The sequence below is a fragment of the Streptomyces sp. NPDC104202 genome, from assembly GCF_055584185.1.
On the sequence record NZ_JBVJMN010000031.1, the window covers coordinates 60,784 to 78,121 of the forward strand.

The 17,338-nt window shown below is 74.0% G+C and carries 15 protein-coding genes; 14 read left to right on the forward strand and 1 reads right to left on the reverse strand.

Going from position 1 to position 17,338, the window contains the following annotated elements:
• The first annotated feature begins 243 nt into the window (after positions 1–243).
• The 13 genes from ACZ60W_RS20715 (at position 244) to corA (ending at position 15,095) form a co-directional block, all read left to right on the forward strand.
• Positions 244–1,746 (forward strand): sugar ABC transporter ATP-binding protein, encoded by a 1,503-nt coding sequence (locus ACZ60W_RS20715; protein ID WP_469756788.1) that lies wholly within the window; start codon positions 244–246, stop codon positions 1,744–1,746.
• Positions 1,743–2,774 (forward strand): ABC transporter permease, encoded by a 1,032-nt coding sequence (locus tag ACZ60W_RS20720; protein ID WP_469756789.1) that lies wholly within the window; start codon positions 1,743–1,745, stop codon positions 2,772–2,774. The genes ACZ60W_RS20715 and ACZ60W_RS20720 overlap by 4 nt, the downstream gene beginning before the upstream one ends.
• A 62-nt stretch (positions 2,775–2,836) precedes the next feature.
• The gene (locus tag ACZ60W_RS20725) at positions 2,837–3,889 is read left to right on the forward strand and encodes a substrate-binding domain-containing protein (protein WP_469756790.1); all 1,053 of its coding nucleotides are present in this window, start codon (positions 2,837–2,839) and stop codon (positions 3,887–3,889) included.
• 57 nt (positions 3,890–3,946) lie between these two features.
• Positions 3,947–5,203, forward strand: a complete 1,257-nt coding sequence (locus ACZ60W_RS20730; protein ID WP_469756791.1) for a Gfo/Idh/MocA family protein — start codon at positions 3,947–3,949, stop codon at positions 5,201–5,203.
• Positions 5,204–5,214: 11 nt separating this feature from the next.
• On the forward strand, positions 5,215–6,222 hold the full coding sequence (locus ACZ60W_RS20735) for a sugar phosphate isomerase/epimerase family protein (RefSeq protein WP_469756792.1): 1,008 nt from the start codon (positions 5,215–5,217) through the stop codon (positions 6,220–6,222).
• 120 nt (positions 6,223–6,342) lie between these two features.
• On the forward strand, positions 6,343–7,506 hold the full coding sequence (locus ACZ60W_RS20740; RefSeq protein WP_469756793.1) for an inositol-3-phosphate synthase: 1,164 nt from the start codon (positions 6,343–6,345) through the stop codon (positions 7,504–7,506).
• Entirely contained in the window at positions 7,503–8,663 is a 1,161-nt protein-coding gene (locus tag ACZ60W_RS20745) for an SCO3242 family prenyltransferase (protein WP_469756794.1), read from the forward strand. The genes ACZ60W_RS20740 and ACZ60W_RS20745 overlap by 4 nt, the downstream gene beginning before the upstream one ends.
• Positions 8,660–9,694, forward strand: a complete 1,035-nt coding sequence (locus ACZ60W_RS20750; RefSeq protein WP_469756795.1) for a sugar phosphate isomerase/epimerase family protein — start codon at positions 8,660–8,662, stop codon at positions 9,692–9,694. Before ACZ60W_RS20745 ends, ACZ60W_RS20750 begins: the two co-directional genes overlap by 4 nt.
• Positions 9,691–10,398 (forward strand): EboA domain-containing protein, encoded by a 708-nt coding sequence (locus ACZ60W_RS20755; RefSeq protein WP_469756796.1) that lies wholly within the window; start codon positions 9,691–9,693, stop codon positions 10,396–10,398. Before ACZ60W_RS20750 ends, ACZ60W_RS20755 begins: the two co-directional genes overlap by 4 nt.
• Complete coding sequence (locus ACZ60W_RS20760) at positions 10,398–11,246, forward strand: TatD family hydrolase (protein WP_469756797.1); 849 nt, start codon at positions 10,398–10,400, stop codon at positions 11,244–11,246. Before ACZ60W_RS20755 ends, ACZ60W_RS20760 begins: the two co-directional genes overlap by 1 nt.
• 14 nt (positions 11,247–11,260) lie before the next feature.
• Positions 11,261–12,433, forward strand: coding sequence for a metabolite traffic protein EboE (eboE, locus tag ACZ60W_RS20765; protein ID WP_469756798.1), 1,173 nt, complete (start codon positions 11,261–11,263; stop codon positions 12,431–12,433).
• The gene (locus ACZ60W_RS20770) at positions 12,430–13,842 is read left to right on the forward strand and encodes a nucleotide pyrophosphatase/phosphodiesterase family protein (protein WP_469756799.1); all 1,413 of its coding nucleotides are present in this window, start codon (positions 12,430–12,432) and stop codon (positions 13,840–13,842) included. Before eboE ends, ACZ60W_RS20770 begins: the two co-directional genes overlap by 4 nt.
• A gap of 170 nt (positions 13,843–14,012) precedes the next feature.
• Positions 14,013–15,095: a magnesium/cobalt transporter CorA gene (gene corA, locus ACZ60W_RS20775; RefSeq protein ID WP_469756821.1), complete on the forward strand. Its 1,083-nt coding sequence runs from the start codon at positions 14,013–14,015 to the stop codon at positions 15,093–15,095.
• 36 nt (positions 15,096–15,131) lie between these two features.
• On the opposite strand, the gene ACZ60W_RS20780 is transcribed toward corA, so the two are convergent.
• Positions 15,132–16,247: a serine hydrolase domain-containing protein gene (locus tag ACZ60W_RS20780; RefSeq protein WP_469756800.1), complete on the reverse strand. Its 1,116-nt coding sequence runs from the start codon at positions 16,245–16,247 to the stop codon at positions 15,132–15,134.
• Between the two features lie 177 nt (positions 16,248–16,424).
• Here ACZ60W_RS20780 and ACZ60W_RS20785 point away from each other — a divergent pair, with 177 nt between their 5' ends.
• Complete coding sequence (locus tag ACZ60W_RS20785) at positions 16,425–17,306, forward strand: AraC family transcriptional regulator (protein WP_469756801.1); 882 nt, start codon at positions 16,425–16,427, stop codon at positions 17,304–17,306.
• The last annotated feature ends 32 nt before the right edge of the window (positions 17,307–17,338 follow it).

Below are 17,338 nucleotides of genomic sequence, written 5' to 3' on the forward strand. Positions count from 1 at the left end.
GCGCATCGGGCACAACCCCGTCACGCGCCCCTCCCCTCCGTAGGAACGCACTCCCGCACCACGCGTCCACCCGCACCATCGGCCGGCGCCGAGTTCGACGTACCACCGCCGCGCCAACGGGCCGCGCGTCGCCCTCCGCACCTCGCACGCGCCGCCCGCCGTTCCGTTCGCCCTGCCCGCTCACGGCCGCACCGCCGAGGAATCGCCATGGCATCAGAACCCACCCCACCTCCCTTGCTCACCATGTCCGGAGTCACCAAGTCGTTCCCCGGCGTCCGAGCCCTGGACGGCGTCGACCTGGAGGTCCGGGCCGGAGAGGTCCACTGTGTCCTCGGCCAGAACGGCGCCGGGAAATCCACCCTGATCAAGGTCCTCGCCGGCGTCCACCGACCCGACGGAGGCCGGATCACCTGGCGCGGCGAGGAGGTCGCCCCGGGCGACCCCATCGCGGCGATGCGCCTGGGCATCGCCACCATCTACCAGGAACTCGACCTGGTCGAGGGCCTGTCCGTGGCCGAGAACGTCTTCCTCGGGCACGAGCCCACCGCCCTGGGCTTCGTCGTCCGCTCGCGCACCGCCCGCGCCACCACCGCGCGCCTGATGCACCGGCTCGGCCACGACGAGATCGACCCGACCCGCCCCGTGGGCGAACTCTCCGCGGCCCAGCAGCAGATCGTCTCCATGGCCCGCGCGCTCTCCCACGAGGTCCGGCTCATCGTCATGGACGAGCCGTCCGCCGCCCTCGACCCACACGAGGTCGACAACCTCTTCCGCACGGTCGCCGACCTCACCGCCGACGGCGTCGCCGTCGTCTACATCTCCCACCGGCTGGAGGAGATCCGCCGCATCGGAGACCGCGTCACCGTCCTCAAGGACGGCCGGACCGTCGCCCGCGGGCTGCCCGCCAAGTCCACCTCCACCGACGAGGTCGTCCGCCTGATGACCGGACGCTCCGTCGAGTACGTCTTCCCCGGGCGCCCCGACCCCACGGCCCGCCCGTCGGGCGCCGACGCACCCGTCCTGCGCGTCGAAGGACTCGCGAGAAAAGGGGAGTTCGAGGCCCTCGACCTCGAACTGCGGCCGGGGGAGATCGTCGGTCTGGCCGGTCTCGTCGGCTCCGGGCGCAGCGAGATCCTGGAGACGGTCTACGGCGCGCGCCGGCCCACCGCCGGCCGTGTCCTGGTCGACGGGGTGGCCCTGCGGCCCGGCAGCGTCCCGGCCGCCGTCCGCGCCGGCATCGGCCTGGCCCCGGAGGAACGCAAGGCACAGGCGCTGCTGCTGACACAGTCCGTCACCCGCAACGTCACCGTCTCCACGCTCTCCCGGTTCGCGCGCGGAGGCTGGCTCGACCACCGCGGGGAGCGGGCCGCGGCCCGCGAGGCGACCCGGGAACTGTCCCTGCGGCCCGACCACCCCGAAGCCCTCGTCGGGACCCTGTCCGGCGGCAACCAGCAGAAGGCCGTCCTCGCCCGCTGGCTGCTCCGCGGCTGCAGGGTCCTGCTGCTCGACGAGCCGACCCGCGGGGTGGACATCGGGGCCCGCGCCGAGCTGTACGCCGTCATCCGACGGCTCGCCCACGAGGGACTCGCCGTCCTCCTCGTCTCCAGCGAGGTGCCCGAGGTCCTCGGCCTCGCCGACCGCGTCCTCGTGGTCCGCGAAGGCACCGTCGTGCACACCGCCGACGCCCGGGACCTCGACGAACACCGCGTACTCGACCTCGTGATGGAAGGAAGCCCGACGGCATGACGCACTCAGCCACCCCGGCGGGGCAGGACGCGCCCCCCGCTCCCGTCCCCGCGACGCCGGAGGCCAAGGCCCCGGTCCGCCGGCCGCCCGTCTTCCGCCTCGACGTGCGCAACCTGTCCCTGCTGGGGGTCCTGGCCGCCCTGATCGCGGTCGGCGGCTTCACCCGGCCCGCCGAGTTCCTGGCCACCAGCAACCTCCAGCTCGTCCTGACCCAGGCGTCCGTCATCGGCGTCGTCACCGTCGGCATGACCTTCGTCATCACCGGCGGCGGCATCGACCTGTCGGTCGGGGCGATCGTGGCCCTCGCCTCCGTCTGGGCCACCACGGTGGCCACCCAGGAGTACGGATTCGCCGGCATCCTCTTCACCGCGGTCGCGGTCGGCGTGGGCTGCGGACTGGTGAACGGGGTGCTCGTCGCCTACGGCGGCATGGTCCCCTTCATCGCCACCCTCGCCATGTTCGCCTCGGCGCGGGGCCTCGCGCTCCAGCTCACCGACGGCAAGACCCAGCTCGTCACCGTCGACTCCGTGCTCGACCTCGGCGTCAAGGACGCCTACGTCCTCGGCATACCGCCGCTCGTCCTCGTCTTCGCCGCCGTCACCCTCGTCGGCTGGCTCCTCTTCAACCGCACCACGTTCGGGCGCAGGACCGTCGCCGTCGGCGGCAACGCCGAGGCGGCCCGCCTCGCCGGCATCGACGTACGGCGCCAGCGGCTGTACCTGTACCTCCTGTCGGGGCTCTGCTGCGGGATCGCCGCGTTCCTGCTGATCGTGCTGGCCGGCTCCGGACAGAACACCAACGGCAACCTGTACGAGCTCGACGCCATCGCCGCGGCCATCATCGGCGGCACCCTGCTCAGCGGCGGCCGCGGAACGATCGTCGGCTCCGTGCTCGGCGTCCTCATCTTCACGACGATCACCAACATCTTCGCCCTGAACAACCTGGAGAGCGCCGTCCAGCAGATCGCCAAGGGCGCGATCATCGTGGCCGCCGTCCTCGTCCAGCGCCGCACCCTGCGCGACGACTGACCTCCCCCTCGCGCCCCTCTCGCCCCGCCCCGCTCACCCTCAGTCGAAGAGGTGGATCCACCATGTCCCAGACCGCCGGCACCAGCCGCAGAGGACTGCTCCTCGGCACCGCCGCCGTCTCCGCCGGAGCGCTCCTGACGGCCTGCACCAGCAACGAACCGAAGAACCAGGCCGCACCCAGCGCCGCCAGGAACGCGCCCGTGGCCGACGACAAGCCCGGCAAGCCCGTCACCATCGGCTTCGCCGGACCCCAGGCCGACCACGGCTGGCTGAACGCCATCAACCAGAACGCCAAGGACCGCGCGAAGAAGTACGCCGACGTCACCCTGGAGATCACCGAGGGCTCCAACGACACCGCCGCCCAGATCGGCCAGATCCAGACCCTCATCAACAAGAAGGTCGACGTCCTGGTCATCCTGCCCGCCGACGGGAAGGCGCTCACCCAGGTCGGACTCCAGGCCATGGCGGCCGGCATCCCCGTCGTCAACCTCGACCGCGTCTTCGGCTCCCCGCAGGCGTACCGCTGCTGGATCGGCGGCGACAACTACGGCATGGGCCTCAACGCCGGCCGCTACATCGGCGAGCAGCTCAAGGACAAGCCCGGCGCCAAGGTCGTCGAACTCGCCGGCATGGACAACCTCGAACTCACCCAGCAGCGCACCCAGGGCTTCGACGACGCCCTCAAGAACTACCCCAACATCACCAAGGTCGCCCGCCAGGCCGCCGAGTTCACCGTCGAGTCCGGCCAGGCCAAGATGGCCCAACTGCTCCAGGCCCAGCCGACGTTCGACGCCCTGTGGAACCACGACGACGACCAGGGCGTCGGCGCCCTGCGCGCCATCGCCCAGGCCGGCCGCAAGGACTTCCTCATGGTGGGCGGCGCCGGAGCCCGCTCCGCCATGGACGCGATCAAGGCCGACGACAGCGTCCTCAAGGCCACCGTCCTCTACCCGCCGACCATGGCCGCCTCCGCCGTCGACCTCGCCCGCGCCCTCGCCCAGGGCAAGGGGATCGGCGGCATGGCGGAGCTGGAGATCCCCTCCTCCGTGACGCTCTACTCGGCCGTCGTCACCAAGGACAACGTCGGCGAGTACCTGCCCACCGGCTTCAACTGACGGCGACCGGGCCCCGGGTGAACCGCCGGCCACGGCCGGTACCGCGAGAGGAGATCCATGAAACAGAGGGACAGCGACACCACCCCGCCGGCACTCGGCGTCGGACTGATCGGGTACGCCTTCATGGGCGCCGCCCACTCCCAGGGATGGCGCACGGCCGGCCGGGTCTTCGACCTGCCCTTGCGGCCCGTGCTGGCCGCCGTGGCCGGCCGGGACCGCGCGGCCGTCCGCGCGGCGGCCGAGCGGCACGGCTGGGCCGCGGCCGAGACCGACTGGCAGGCGCTGGTGCACCGCGACGACGTCCAGCTCGTCGACATCTGCACCCCGGGGGACCGGCACGCCGAGATCGCCATCGCGGCGCTGGACGCGGGCAAGCACGTGCTGTGCGAGAAGCCCCTGGCCAACTCCGTCGCCGAGGCCGAGGCGATGGCCGCGGCCGCCGCACGCGCCAGGACCCGCGGCCAGGTCGCGATGGTCGGCTTCAACTACCGGCGCGTCCCCGCGCTCGCCCTCGCCCGCCGGCTCATCGAGCAGGGGCGCGTCGGAGCCCTCCGGCACGTCCGGATGACCTACCTCCAGGACTGGCTGGTCGATCCCGACTTCCCCCTCACCTGGCGCCTCGAACGGCGGCACGCCGGCTCCGGGGCCCTGGGGGACCTCGGGGCGCACATCGTGGACCTCGCACAGTTCCTGGCGGGGGAGCCGCTGGTCGGGGTCTCGGCCCAGCTGGAGACCTTCGTCAGGGAGCGTCCCCTGCTCGCCGGGGTCTCGACGGGGCCGAACGCCTCCGGCGGGACCGCGCGGGGCGAGGTCACGGTCGACGACGCCGCCGTCTTCACCGGCCGGCTCGCCTCCGGCGCGCTCGCCACCTTCGAGGCCAGCCGCATGGCACCGGGACGCAAGAACGCGCTGCGCCTGGAGATCAGCGGGGAACTCGGCTCCCTCGCCTTCGACCTGGAGCGCCTCAACGAACTGCACTTCCACGACCAGCGGGAGCCGGCCGCCACCGCCGGCTTCCGCCGGATCCTCGTCACCGAGGCGGAGCACCCCTACCTGGAGGCGTGGTGGCCGCCCGGCCACGTCCTCGGCTACGAGCACACCTTCGCCCACCAGGCACGCGACCTGGTCATGGCCATCGCCACGGGCACGGACCCCCGGCCGTCCTTCGCCGACGGGCTCCAGGTGCAGCGGGTGCTCGCCGCGGTCGAGGAGAGCGCCGCCAAGAACGCCGTGTACACGCCCGTCCCCGCCCCCGGCCCGCAGCTCACCCCCGGCGCGCCCACCGGGGCGGCCCGCACCGAGGCCCAGGTCTGAGGAGGATTCCCATGCCCCGCCCGTTCACCCTGTTCACCGGCCAGTGGGCCGACCTGCCCCTCGAGGAGGTCTGCGTCCTGGCCCGCGACTTCGGCTACGACGGACTCGAACTCGCCTGCTGGGGCGACCACTTCGAGGTCGACCGGGCGCTGGCCGACCCGTCCTACGTGGACGGGCGGCGCGCGCTCCTGGAGAAGTACGGCCTCACGTGCTGGGCGGTCTCCAACCACCTGGTGGGTCAGGCCGTCTGCGACCACCCCATCGACGAGCGCCACCAGGGCATCCTGCCCGCCCGCATCTGGGGCGACGGGGAGCCGGAAGGGGTGCGCCGACGGGCCGCCGCCGAAATGAAGGACACCGCCCGGGCCGCCGCCGCGCTCGGCGTCGACACGGTCGTCGGCTTCACCGGCTCCTCCATCTGGCACCTCGTGGCCATGTTCCCGCCCGTCCCCCCGCACATGATCGAGCGAGGCTACGAGGACTTCGCGGAACGGTGGAACCCCATCCTCGACGTCTTCGACACCGAAGGCGTCCGCTTCGCCCACGAGGTCCACCCCAGCGAGATCGCCTACGACTACTGGACGACGCAGCGGGCCCTCCAGGCCGTCGACCACCGGCCCGCCTTCGGCCTCAACTTCGACCCCAGCCACTTCGTCTGGCAGGACCTCGACCCGGTCGGCTTCCTCCAGGACTTCCGTGACCGCATCTACCACGTCGACTGCAAGGAGTCCCGCACGCGCCTCGACGGCCGCAACGGCCGCCTCGGCTCCCACCTGCCCTGGGGCGACCCGAGAAGGGGCTGGGACTTCGTCTCGGCCGGCCGGGGGAACGTCCCCTGGGAGGACGTCTTCCGGATGCTCCGCTCCATCGGCTACGCCGGCCCGATCTCCGTCGAGTGGGAGGACGCCGGGATGGACCGCCTCACCGGCGCCCCCGAGGCGCTCGCCCACCTCAAGCGGTTCGACTTCGACCCGCCCACCGCCTCGTTCGACGCCGCCTTCTCCGGCCGGGAGCCGTAGACGACGTCGTGCCGACCCGGCGGCGCGCCCCGCCGCCGGCCCCACGAGCGACGGCGGGCGACGGGGCGCCGTACCCCTCGCCCGCCGTCTCCACCCGTCTCCACCACCGCAGACACCGACATGTCAGGGAGGCAGCCCGTGCACCACGGGAACGCGAAGCGAACGCCGTCCGACGGGCGGCGCGACCGTACCGGAGTCTGGTTCGTCGGAGCGCGAGGCTCGGTGGCGACCACCGCCGTCGCCGGCTGCGCGGCCGTCGCCGCCGGCCTCCACCCGCCGACCGGCATGGTGACGCAGACCCCGCCGTTCGCGGACACCGGACTGCCACCCCTCGACACCCTCGTCTTCGGCGGCCACGACACGGCCGACTGCCCGCTGCCGAAACGGGCCGAACAGCTCACCGCCGCCGGTGTGCTGCCGACCGGCCTCGTGCAGGCCGTCCACGCCGAACTGACCGCGGCCGAGAAGGAGATACGTCCCGGAGGCCCGCTCCCCGACGACCCTCGCACCGACGAGGAGCTGATCGCCCGCTTCGCCGACGACCTCACCGCCTTCAGGACCCGCCACGCGCTCGCACGGGTCGTCGTCGTCCACGTCGCCTCCACCGAACCGCCGCCCGCACCGGGAGCCGTCCGACTCCCGGCGAGCTCCCTCTACGCCGCCGCCGCTCGACGCGCGGACTGCCCCTACGCCAACTTCACCCCCTCCACCGGGCTGCGCCATCCCGCGCTCGCGGAGCCCGCCGACCGCATCCCCCACGCCGGACGCGACGGCAAGACCGGCCAGACCCTGCTGCGTTCCGTCCTCGCCCCGATGTTCGTCCAGCGTGCGCTGACCGTACGCGCCTGGTCCGGCAGCAACCTGCTGGGCGGCGGGGACGGGGCGACGCTGGCCGACCCGGCCGCCGCCGCGGCCAAGAACGCCGGCAAGGAACGCGTCCTCACCGACACGCTCGGCGAAGGCGTCGAGGGCACCGTCCACATCGACGACGTGCCGGCGCTCGGGGAGTGGAAGACCGCCTGGGACCACATCGCCTTCGACGGCTTCCTCGGCTCCCGCATGATCCTCCAGACGATCTGGCAGGGCTGTGACTCCGCACTCGCCGCGCCCCTCGTCCTCGACCTCGCCGTCCTCCTCGCCCGCGCCCACGAGGCCGGCCTCACCGGCCCCCGGCCCGAACTCGCCTTCTACTTCAAGGACCCGGACGGCGGCCCCGCCGCCCTGGCCGCACAGTTCGACGCGCTCCTCTCCCTCGCCGACCGTCTCCGGGCGACGGCCCGATGAGCGGCGCCCCGCTCCCGTCCCGGCTCCGGGCGTGGGCCGAGCTGCTGCGGGTCTCGGCACTGGCCACCGTCCCCGGCGACGCCCTCGCCGGCGCCGCGGCAGCCGGCCGACGGCCCGGGCGCGGCACGGCCTGGGCCGTCGGCGCGTCCCTGTGCCTGTACGAGGCGGGCATGGCGCTCAACGACTGGGCGGACCGCGAGGTGGACGCCGTCGAGCGCCCGCACCGGCCCCTTCCCTCCGGCCGCGTCGCCCCCGCGGCGGCGCTCGCCGCGGCCGGCGCGCTCACCGTCACCGGCCTCGCCCTCGCCTCCCGCGCGGGGCGGCCGGCCCTCGCGGTCGCCGGGGCCCTGGCCACCACCGTCTGGGCCTACGACCTCCGCCTCAAGCACACCCCCGCCGGACCGGCCGCCATGGCGGCCGCGCGAGGGCTCGACCTGCTGCTCGGCGCGGTCGCCGCACCGCGTCGCCCGGAGGCACGGTGCACGGCGGACTCGGTCCGTACGGACGTGCCCCGGCGCGCCGGGCCGACGACCGTCCCCCTGGCGGCGCGTCTCTTCCGCACGGTGACCTCGCCCCCGACGCAGGACAGGGGCCCGGCGGCCACGAGCGACGCGCCCGCCGGTCCTCGCACAGGGGAGGCGCTGCGCGCCGCGGCGCCGGCGGCCGCGGCGCTCGCGGCTCACACCTACGCCGTCACCGCCGTCTCCCGGCACGAGGCCCACGGCGGCTCCACCGCCGCCCCGCTGACCGCCCTGGCCACGACGGTCGCCCTCGGCGTGCTCACCACCCGGCCCCGGCCGGCCCCGCACCCGCCGTCCGCCGCGGCGCGCCCGCCGTCCACGGACCCGACGGCGCCGCTCCCACCCGTACCGGTCCTGCCCCCCGCCGCGGTCCACCGGCCGGGGAGGGCCTCGGCGCCCTCCCTCACCGTGCTCCTCGGCGGCGCCTACCTCCGCACCGTGACCCGCCCCCTCCTCCACGCCGCCCTCAACCCGTCCCCGCACCTCACCCGAACGGCCGTCGGCGGCGGGATCCGGGCGATGATCCCCCTCCAGGCCGCGCTTGCCACCCGCTCCGGCGCGCCCGGCGCCGGACTCGCCGTCCTCGGCCTCGCCCCCGTGGCCCGCCGACTCGCGCGAAAGGTCAGCCCCACATGACCGAACCCCACGTCACCGAACCCCACGTCACCGAACCCCACGTGACCGAGCCCTCCGCATCAGGCGCCCAGTCAGGGGCCCAGTCGGGGGCCCACCCGGCCGGACCCCTCGCCCCCGGCCCCCACCCGCCCCGACCCCCCGGGCCCGTACCCGGACCCCGCCCACCGTCCGGCCGACCACTGCGCTACGGATACGGAACCAACGGCCTGACCGACCTCCGGCTCGACGACGCCCTCGCCCTGCTCGCCGACCTCGGCTACGACGGCGTCGGCCTCACCCTCGACCACATGCACCTCGACCCCCTCGCCCCCGGCCTGGCCGCCCGCACCAGCCGCCTGGCGCGGCGCCTGCACGCCCTCGGGCTGACCGCGACCGTCGAGACCGGCGCGCGCTACGTGCTCGACCCCCGCCGCAAGCACGGCCCCTCGCTCCTCGACCCCGACCCGGACGCCCGCGCCGCCCGCGTACGGCTGCTGCTCACCGCCGTGCGCACCGCGGCCGACCTCGACGCCCATGCCGTCCACTGCTTCAGCGGCGTCCGCCCGCCCGGCACCGACCCGGACACCGCCTGGACGCGCCTGGCCGCCACCCTCGCGCCGGTCGTCGAGGCGGCCGAAGCCGCCGGCGTCCCCCTCGCCATCGAACCCGAGCCCGGCCACCTCCTCGCCACCCTGGCCGACTTCCACCACCTGCGCGCCCTCACAGGGGAGCCCGCGGCCCTCGGCCTCACCCTCGACATCGGCCACTGCCAGTGCCTGGAACCCGCACCCCCCGCCGACTGCGTCCGCGACGCCGGGCCCTGGCTGCGCCACGTCCAGATCGAGGACATGCGCAGGGGAGTCCACGAGCACCTGCCGTTCGGAGACGGCGAGATCGACTTCGCCCCGGTCCTCGACGCCCTCGCCGCCACCGGCTACCAGGGCCTCACCGTCGTCGAACTCCCGCGCCACTCCCACGCGGGCCCCGACCTCGCCCGCACCTCCCTGCCGTTCCTCCGCGCCATGGACCGGAAAGGAGCGTCCGCCCCGTGAACGACACCTCCCGGCCGCGCACCCCCACCGCCCTGCGCACCGAGCTCTACCCACGGCTCCCCGCGGCCGCCCGAGCCTGGCTGGCCACCGCCCTCACCGAGGCCGCACACCCCGGCCCCACGCCGCCGGCCGACGGTCCGGCCACCGGACCGGGACAGGACCGGACACCGCGCGGCGACGCCGTCCCGCAGCCCCTCCCCGCCTGGGAGACGTGGTTCGCCGCGGCCGGACGCCGGTGCGGCCCGGAGCACGCCGACGCCGCCCGCGTCCTGCTCCTCGCCGAGGCACGCCCCGGCCCGGACACCCTCGCCCGCCTCTACGACCACGGCAGCGCGGCCGAACGCCGGGCGGTCCTGCTCGCCCTGCCGCACCTCGTCACCGGTCCCGAGGCCCTGCCCCTCGTCGAGGACGCCCTGCGCACCCACGACACCCGGCTCGTCGCCGCGGCCCTCGGCCCGTACGGGGCCACCCACCTCGGACGGCACGCCTGGCGGCACGCCGTCCTCAAGTGCCTGTTCACCGAGGTCCCCCTCGACACCGTCGCCGGCCTGCGACGCCGAGCCCGCGGCGACGCCGTCCTGGCCCGCATGCTCGCCGACCACGCCGCCGAACGGACCGCCGCCGGCCGACCGGTCCCGCCCGACCTGCACCACGTCCTCGCCCTGGCCACCCAGGACACCCCCCAGCCCCCCGAGGAGTGCTGATGCGCATCTTCGACCCCCACATCCACATGACCTCCCGCACCACCGACGACTACGAGGCCATGTACGCCGCCGGGGTCCGCGCCCTGGTCGAGCCCGCCTTCTGGCTCGGACAGCCGCGCACCTCCCCGGAGAGCTTCCTCGACTACTTCGACGCCCTCCTCGGCTGGGAGCCGTACCGGGCCGCCCAGTACGGCATCGCCCACCACTGCACCCTCGCGCTCAACCCGAAGGAGGCCAACGACCCCCGCTGCGTCCCCGTCCTCGACACCCTGCCCCGCTACCTCGTCAAGGACTCCGTCGTCGCCGTCGGCGAGATCGGCTACGACGCGATGACCCCCGCCGAGGACACCGCCCTCGCCACACAGCTCCAGCTCGCCGCCGACCACGCCCTGCCCGCCCTCGTCCACACCCCCCACCGGGACAAGCGCGCCGGACTGCGCCGCACGATCGACGCCGTCCGCGAATCCGACCTGGCGCCCGAGCACGTCCTCCTCGACCACCTCAACGAGACCACGGTCGCGGAGGCCAAGGACAGCGGGTGCTGGCTCGGCTTCTCCGTCTACCCCGACACCAAGATGGACGAGGACCGGATGGTCGCGCTCCTGCGGACCTACGGACCGGAGAAGGTCCTCGTCAACTCGGCCGCGGACTGGGGGCGGAGCGACCCGCTCAAGACCCGCCGGGTCGGCGACGCGATGCTGGCGGCCGGATTCGGCGAGGACGACGTCGACCGGGTCCTGTGGCGCAACCCCGTGGCCTTCTACGGACAGAGCGGCCGGCTCGTCCTGGACGTGCCACCGCCGGCCGGCCTGCACGAGGGCAACTCCGTGCTCCGCAGCGGGGAATGAGGGACGGTCCCGCGATGCGCTTCCGCCACCCCGACGGCTCGGTCGTCCATCTCGCCTACTGCACCAACGTCCATCCCGCCGAGACCCTCGACGGCGTCCTCGCCCAGCTCCGCGACCACGGGGAACCCGTCCGGCGGCGGCTCGGCCGCGACCGGCTCGGCATCGGCCTGTGGCTCGCCCGGCCCGCGGCCCGCGCCCTCACCGACGACCCCGGCGCCCTGCGCGGCCTGCGGTCCGAACTGGACCGCAGGGGACTGGAAGTCGTCACGCTCAACGGCTTCCCCTACGAAGGCTTCGGCGCCGGCACGGTCAAACACCGGGTCTACACCCCGGACTGGACCCACCCCGATCGCCTCGCCCACACCACCGACCTCGCGCGCCTCCTCGCCGCCCTCCTGCCCGACGACGTCACCGAGGGCACCATCTCCACCCTGCCCCTCGGCTGGCGCACCCCCTTCGACTCCGCGCGCGCCGCCACCGCGCACCTCGCGCTCAAGACCCTCGCCGACCGCCTCGACACCCTGGAGGAGCTCACCGGCCGATCCGTGCGCGTGGCGCTCGAACCGGAACCCGGCTGCGTCATCGAGACCACCGCCGACGCCCTCGCCCACCTCCCCGCGGTGGGCGCCCCCCACCGCATCGGCGTCTGCGTCGACACCTGCCACCTCGCCACCTCCTTCGAGGACCCGGCCACCGCCGTGGCCGCCCTCACGGCGGCGGACGTCACCCTGGCCAAAGCCCAGCTCTCCGCCGCCCTCCACGCCGAACACCCGCACCTCCCCGCCGTCCGCACGGCCCTGGGCGCCTTCGCCGAACACCGCTACCTCCACCAGACCCGCACCCTCACGCCCGACGGCCTGCGCGGCACGGACGACCTCGACGAAGCCCTCGCCGGAACGATCCTGCCCGACACGACCCCGTGGCGCGCCCACTTCCACGTCCCCCTGCACGCCCGCCCCGCCCCACCGCTCACCTCCACCCTCCCGGTGCTCGAAGAGACCCTGGCCCTGCTCGTCGGCGGACCCGCCCCCCTCACCCGTCACCTCGAGGTCGAGACGTACACGTGGCAGACCCTGCCGCCCGAGCTGCGCCCCACCACCCGCGCCCGGCTCCACGACGGCATCGCCGCCGAACTCTCCCTGGCACGCGACCTCCTGACCGACCTCGGCCTCAAGGAACTGCCATGACCGACACGAACGGCGCCCCGCGCCCCGTCCCCCTCCTCGTCCTGGACGTCGTCGGCCTCACCCCCCGGCTCCTCGCCCACATGCCGAACCTCACGTCCCTCGCCGCCACCGGCTCCCGCGCCCCCCTCAGCACGGTCCTGCCCGCCGTCACCTGCACCGCCCAGACCACCTTCCTCACCGGCGCGCTCCCCTCCGAACACGGCATCGTCGCCAACGGCTGGTACTTCCGCGAACTCGGCGACGTCCTCCTCTGGCGCCAGCACAACGGCCTCGTCTCCGGCGACCGCCTCTGGGACGCCGCCCGCAGGACCTGGCCCGACTACACCGTCGCCAACATCTGCTGGTGGTACGCGATGGGCGCCGACACCGACATCACCGTCACCCCCCGTCCCATCTACTACTCCGACGGACGCAAGGAACCCGACTGCTACACCCGTCCGCCCGCCCTCCACGACGAACTCACGCGCAGCCTCGGCACCTTCCCCCTCTTCCGCTTCTGGGGCCCGGGCGCGGACCTCGCCTCCAGCCGCTGGATCGCCGAGGCGACCCGCCACGTCATGCGCACCCGCCGACCGGACCTGACCCTCTGCTACCTGCCCCACCTCGACTACGACCTCCAGCGCTACGGCCCCGACGACCCCCGCGCGCACCGGGCCGCCGCCGCACTCGACACCGTCATCGGCCCCCTCCTCGACGACGCGCGCCGCGAAGGACGCACCGTCGTGGCCCTGTCCGAGTACGGCATCACCCCGGTCAGCCGCCCCGTCGACGTCAACCGGGCCCTGCGCCGCGCCGGACTCCTGGAGGTCCACACCCAGGACGGCATGGAGTACCTGGACACCGGAGCCTCCTGCGCCTTCGCCGTCGCCGACCACCAGCTGGCGCACGTCTACGTGCGCCGGCCCGCGGACCTCGCCGCCACCCGCGAAGCCCTCACCGGTCTGGCCGGGGTCGAGCAGATCCTCGACGACGAGGGCAAGAAGAGCCACGGCCTCGACCACCCGCGCTCCGGCGAACTCGTCGCGATCGCCGCACCGGACGCCTGGTTCACCTACTACTACTGGCTCGACGACGCCCGCGCCCCCGACTTCGCCCCGCTCGTGGAGATCCACCGCAAACCCGGCTACGACCCCGCCGAACTCTTCATGGACCCCGAGTCCCCCTTCGTCCGCCTGAAGGCCGCCGGCGCCGTGGCGCGCAAGAAACTCGGCCTCCGCTACCGCCTCTCCGTCGTCCCCCTCGACCCCTCACCCGTCCGCGGCAGCCACGGCCGCCTCCCCGCCCACGACGACGAGGCCCCCCTCGTCCTGTGCTCCCGGCCGGACGCGGTCACCGACCGGCTGGCGGCCACCGAGGTCAAGTCCCTGCTCCTGCGCCTGGCCGGGGCGGAGGCGGCCGGCCCCACCTGAGCGTGCGGGCGAGGGTGTCCGGCACGCGGGGCGCGAGCCCGCGGACGGGACGGGCCGCGCCCCCCGGACCGCGGGGTGCGCACACCCCCGCCGGCCACAGGTGTGACTGTCGTCGCGAACGGGCTGGTGGCAGACTGGCCGGCGATCTGCCGAAGGAGCCCCCCGTGTCGATGATTCACCGCCTGCGCAGCGCCGTCCGCCGTACCTACCGGCGTGCCGTGGACCTCAGTCACCCGGCGCGGTCGCCGCTCGGCAGCACGGTGGTCAACTGCGTGGTCTACCGCGACGGCGTGCGGCAGGAGGAGGTGCGGTCGGTCGAGGAGGCCGTGCGGCGGGTGCGCAGGGCGGGCGACGGGTTCGTGTGGATCGGCCTGCACGAACCGGAGGAGAAGGAGTTCGCGGGGCTGGCCGAGCTGTTCGGGCTGCACCCGCTGGCGGTGGAGGACGCCGTCCACGCCCACCAGAGGCCGAAGCTGGAGCAGTACGAGGACGTGCTGTTCGCCGTCCTCAAGACGGTCTGCTACGTGGAGCACGACGAGCTCACCGCGTCGAGCGAGGTGGTGGACACGGGCGAGCTGATGGCCTTCACCGGGCCCGACTTCGTCATCACCATCCGCCACGGGGGCCACAGTTCGCTCGGCCCGCTCCGCGAAGCCCTGGAGTCGGAGCCGGAGCAGCTGGCCAAGGGCCCCTCCGCCGTGCTGCACGCCATCGCCGACCACGTCGTCGACGACTACCTCGCCGTCGCCGAGGCCGTCCAGGACGACCTGGACGCGATCGAGACCGCGGTCTTCTCCGAGCAGGGCCCCAGGAGCGACGTCGGCCGGATCTACCAGCTCAAGCGAGAACTCCTCGAACTCAAGCGGGCGGTGACACCGCTGGGCCGGCCGCTCCAGCGCCTCGCGTCCGAACCGCTGCCGATGGTCGCGACGGAGATACGCGCGTACTTCCGCGACGTGACCGACCACCTGGCGCGGGTCACCGAGCAGGTCGCCTCCTACGACACCCTCCTCGACTCGATCCTCCAGGCCCATCTCGCCCAGGTGACCGTCGCCCAGAACGAGGACATGCGCAAGATCACCGCCTGGGCCGCGATCATCGCGGTCCCGACCATGGTCTGCGGCGTCTACGGCATGAACTTCGACCACATGCCCGAGCTGCGCTGGACCTACGCCTATCCCGTGGTCCTCGCCGTCATGGTGGTCGCCTGCTTCGTCATCCACCGCGGCTTCCGCCGCAACGGCTGGCTCTGACCTCCCCGGACGGCCCGCACGACGCGACGGGCCCGGTCACCGCAGGCCGCTGTAGGCGGCCATGACGATGTCCGTGCCGCGGTCGTCCGGCTGCCGGTCCCGGTCGATCATCCGGTTCATGACGTAGGCCACCGTCATGCGGGCACCGGGATCGCTGACGACCAGCGAGCCGCCCCAGCCACCCCAGCCGAAGGTGTCGCCGAACCCGGCGAAGCCCGCCGTCCAGACCATCGGGGTCCCCAGCACCCGGTCGTCACCGCGGAACTCCTCCCGCCAGGCGGGCTCACAGCCCTCGGGGGAAAGCAGCCGCACTCCGCCGGCCGCCCCGTGGTTGGCCAGGACCGACTGGACGAGGGCGACGGAGCGCGCGTTGCCGAAGCCGTTCACCGCGGGGATCCGCGCACGGCGCCAGGCGGGGGAGTTGACGTCCTCGACCCGGATGACGGGCCCGGCGTGCTCCCGGCGCGTCCCGTCCGGACCGAGCGGCGCTTCGGCGGCGTAGGCGTCGGTCAGGGACGGCGGCGGAACGAGTGGCGCGACGCGGTGGTCGTGTACGGCGGGGAGCCCGATGTGGAAGTCCGCGCCGAGCGGTGCGGCGACCTCGTCGGCGAAGAACTCGCCGAGTCCGCGCCCGGTGACGCGGCGGACGATCTCGCCCACCAGGTACCCGAAGGTGAGCGCGTGGTAGCCGGCGGCCGTCCCCGGCTCCCACGCGGGCGCCTGCGCGGCCAGTCCCGACGTCACGCCCTCCCAGTCGTAGAGGTCCTCGACCGTCGTCGGCCCGGACAGCTCCGGCAATCCGGCGGTGTGCGACAGCACGTGCCGCACGAGCACCTTCTCCTTGCCGGCCGCGGCGAACTCCGGCCAGTAGGCGGCGACCGGCGCGGACAGGTCGAGCGCGCCCCGGTCGGCCAGGACCAGCGCGCACAGGGCGGTCATGTTCTTGGTCGTCGAATTCACACCGGCGAGGGTGTCGCGCTCCCAGTCGACGGAGCGGTCCGCATCGGCGTACCCGCCCCAGACGTCGACCACCGGCTCGCCGTCGACGAAGACGGCCGCGGAGGCCCCGACGTCATCCTTGCCGAGCAATTCCGCGAGGGTCGACCGGACGGCTTCGAAGCGCGGCTCGCACATTCCCTTAACATCAGTCATGCGTCCCAGCCTCGTGGGGTGCCGGGAATGTCACCCCACCGTTCCCGCACGGGTTTTATCAGGCGGGGCGTCGACGGAATTCCCGTATGTGGTGCCGCGGCGGGGTGTCGACGGGGGCCGAGGCCGGGCGCCAGGGCGTTCCCACGAGGGAGACGCCGACAGGAAGGGCGGAGACGCGTGCTGGAGCGGCTCAACCAGGCGCTGGACCACCTGGAGGACTGCCTCGACCAGGAGATCGACGTCGCCGCGGTGGCCCGGATCGCCGCGGTGTCGGAATACCATTTCCGGCGGATGTTCTCCGCTCTCGCCGGAATGCCGCTCCCGGTCTACGTGCGGCGGCGGCGCATGACGCTCGCCGGCGCCGACGTCCTGGCGGGCGGGACGACACTCCTCGATATCGCGGTGCGGTACGGATACGGTTCGGGCGAGGCTTTCGCCCGTGCGTTCCGCTCGGTGCACGGCATCGGTCCCGGCGAGGCACGGAGGACCGGCGCGGTCCTCACGGCGCAGCCGCGGATGTCCTTCCGCCTCGTCGTCGAGGGCGGTACGAGCATGCGCTACCGGATCGTCGAGAAGGAGCCGTTCCGGGTCGTCGGCCGGAAGGCCCGGCTCCCGCTCGTGGGGGAGGGGCTCAACGCGGCGGCCGTGGCACACCTGGAGAGCCTGGACGAGTCGGCGATCGGGCGGATGAAGGAGCTGGCGGGCCAGGAGCCGGACGGGATCGTCTCGGCGGTCGTGTACCTGACCGACAGCCGGGACGATGGAGCCGAGGCGGACTACTGGATCGGCGCGGTGACCGGTCCCGGGGCGGAGGCCGAGGGGCTCGACGGCCTCGACGTGCCTGCCGGGACCTGGGCGGTGTTCGACAACCGCGGTGCCTATCCGAGCGCCCTCCAGGAGCTGTGGCGGGACGTCTTCGCCCAGTGGTTCCCCTCGAACCCCTACACGAGCCGGGCAGGGCCCGAGCTGCTGCGGACGCGGCCGGTCGAGGTGGGCGCGGAGACCGACTCCCAGCTGTGGATCCCGGTCGAGCGCGGCAGCGGGGGCGCCGAGGCGTGAGCACCGGGGCCCGGGCGACGCCCGCGGTGCGG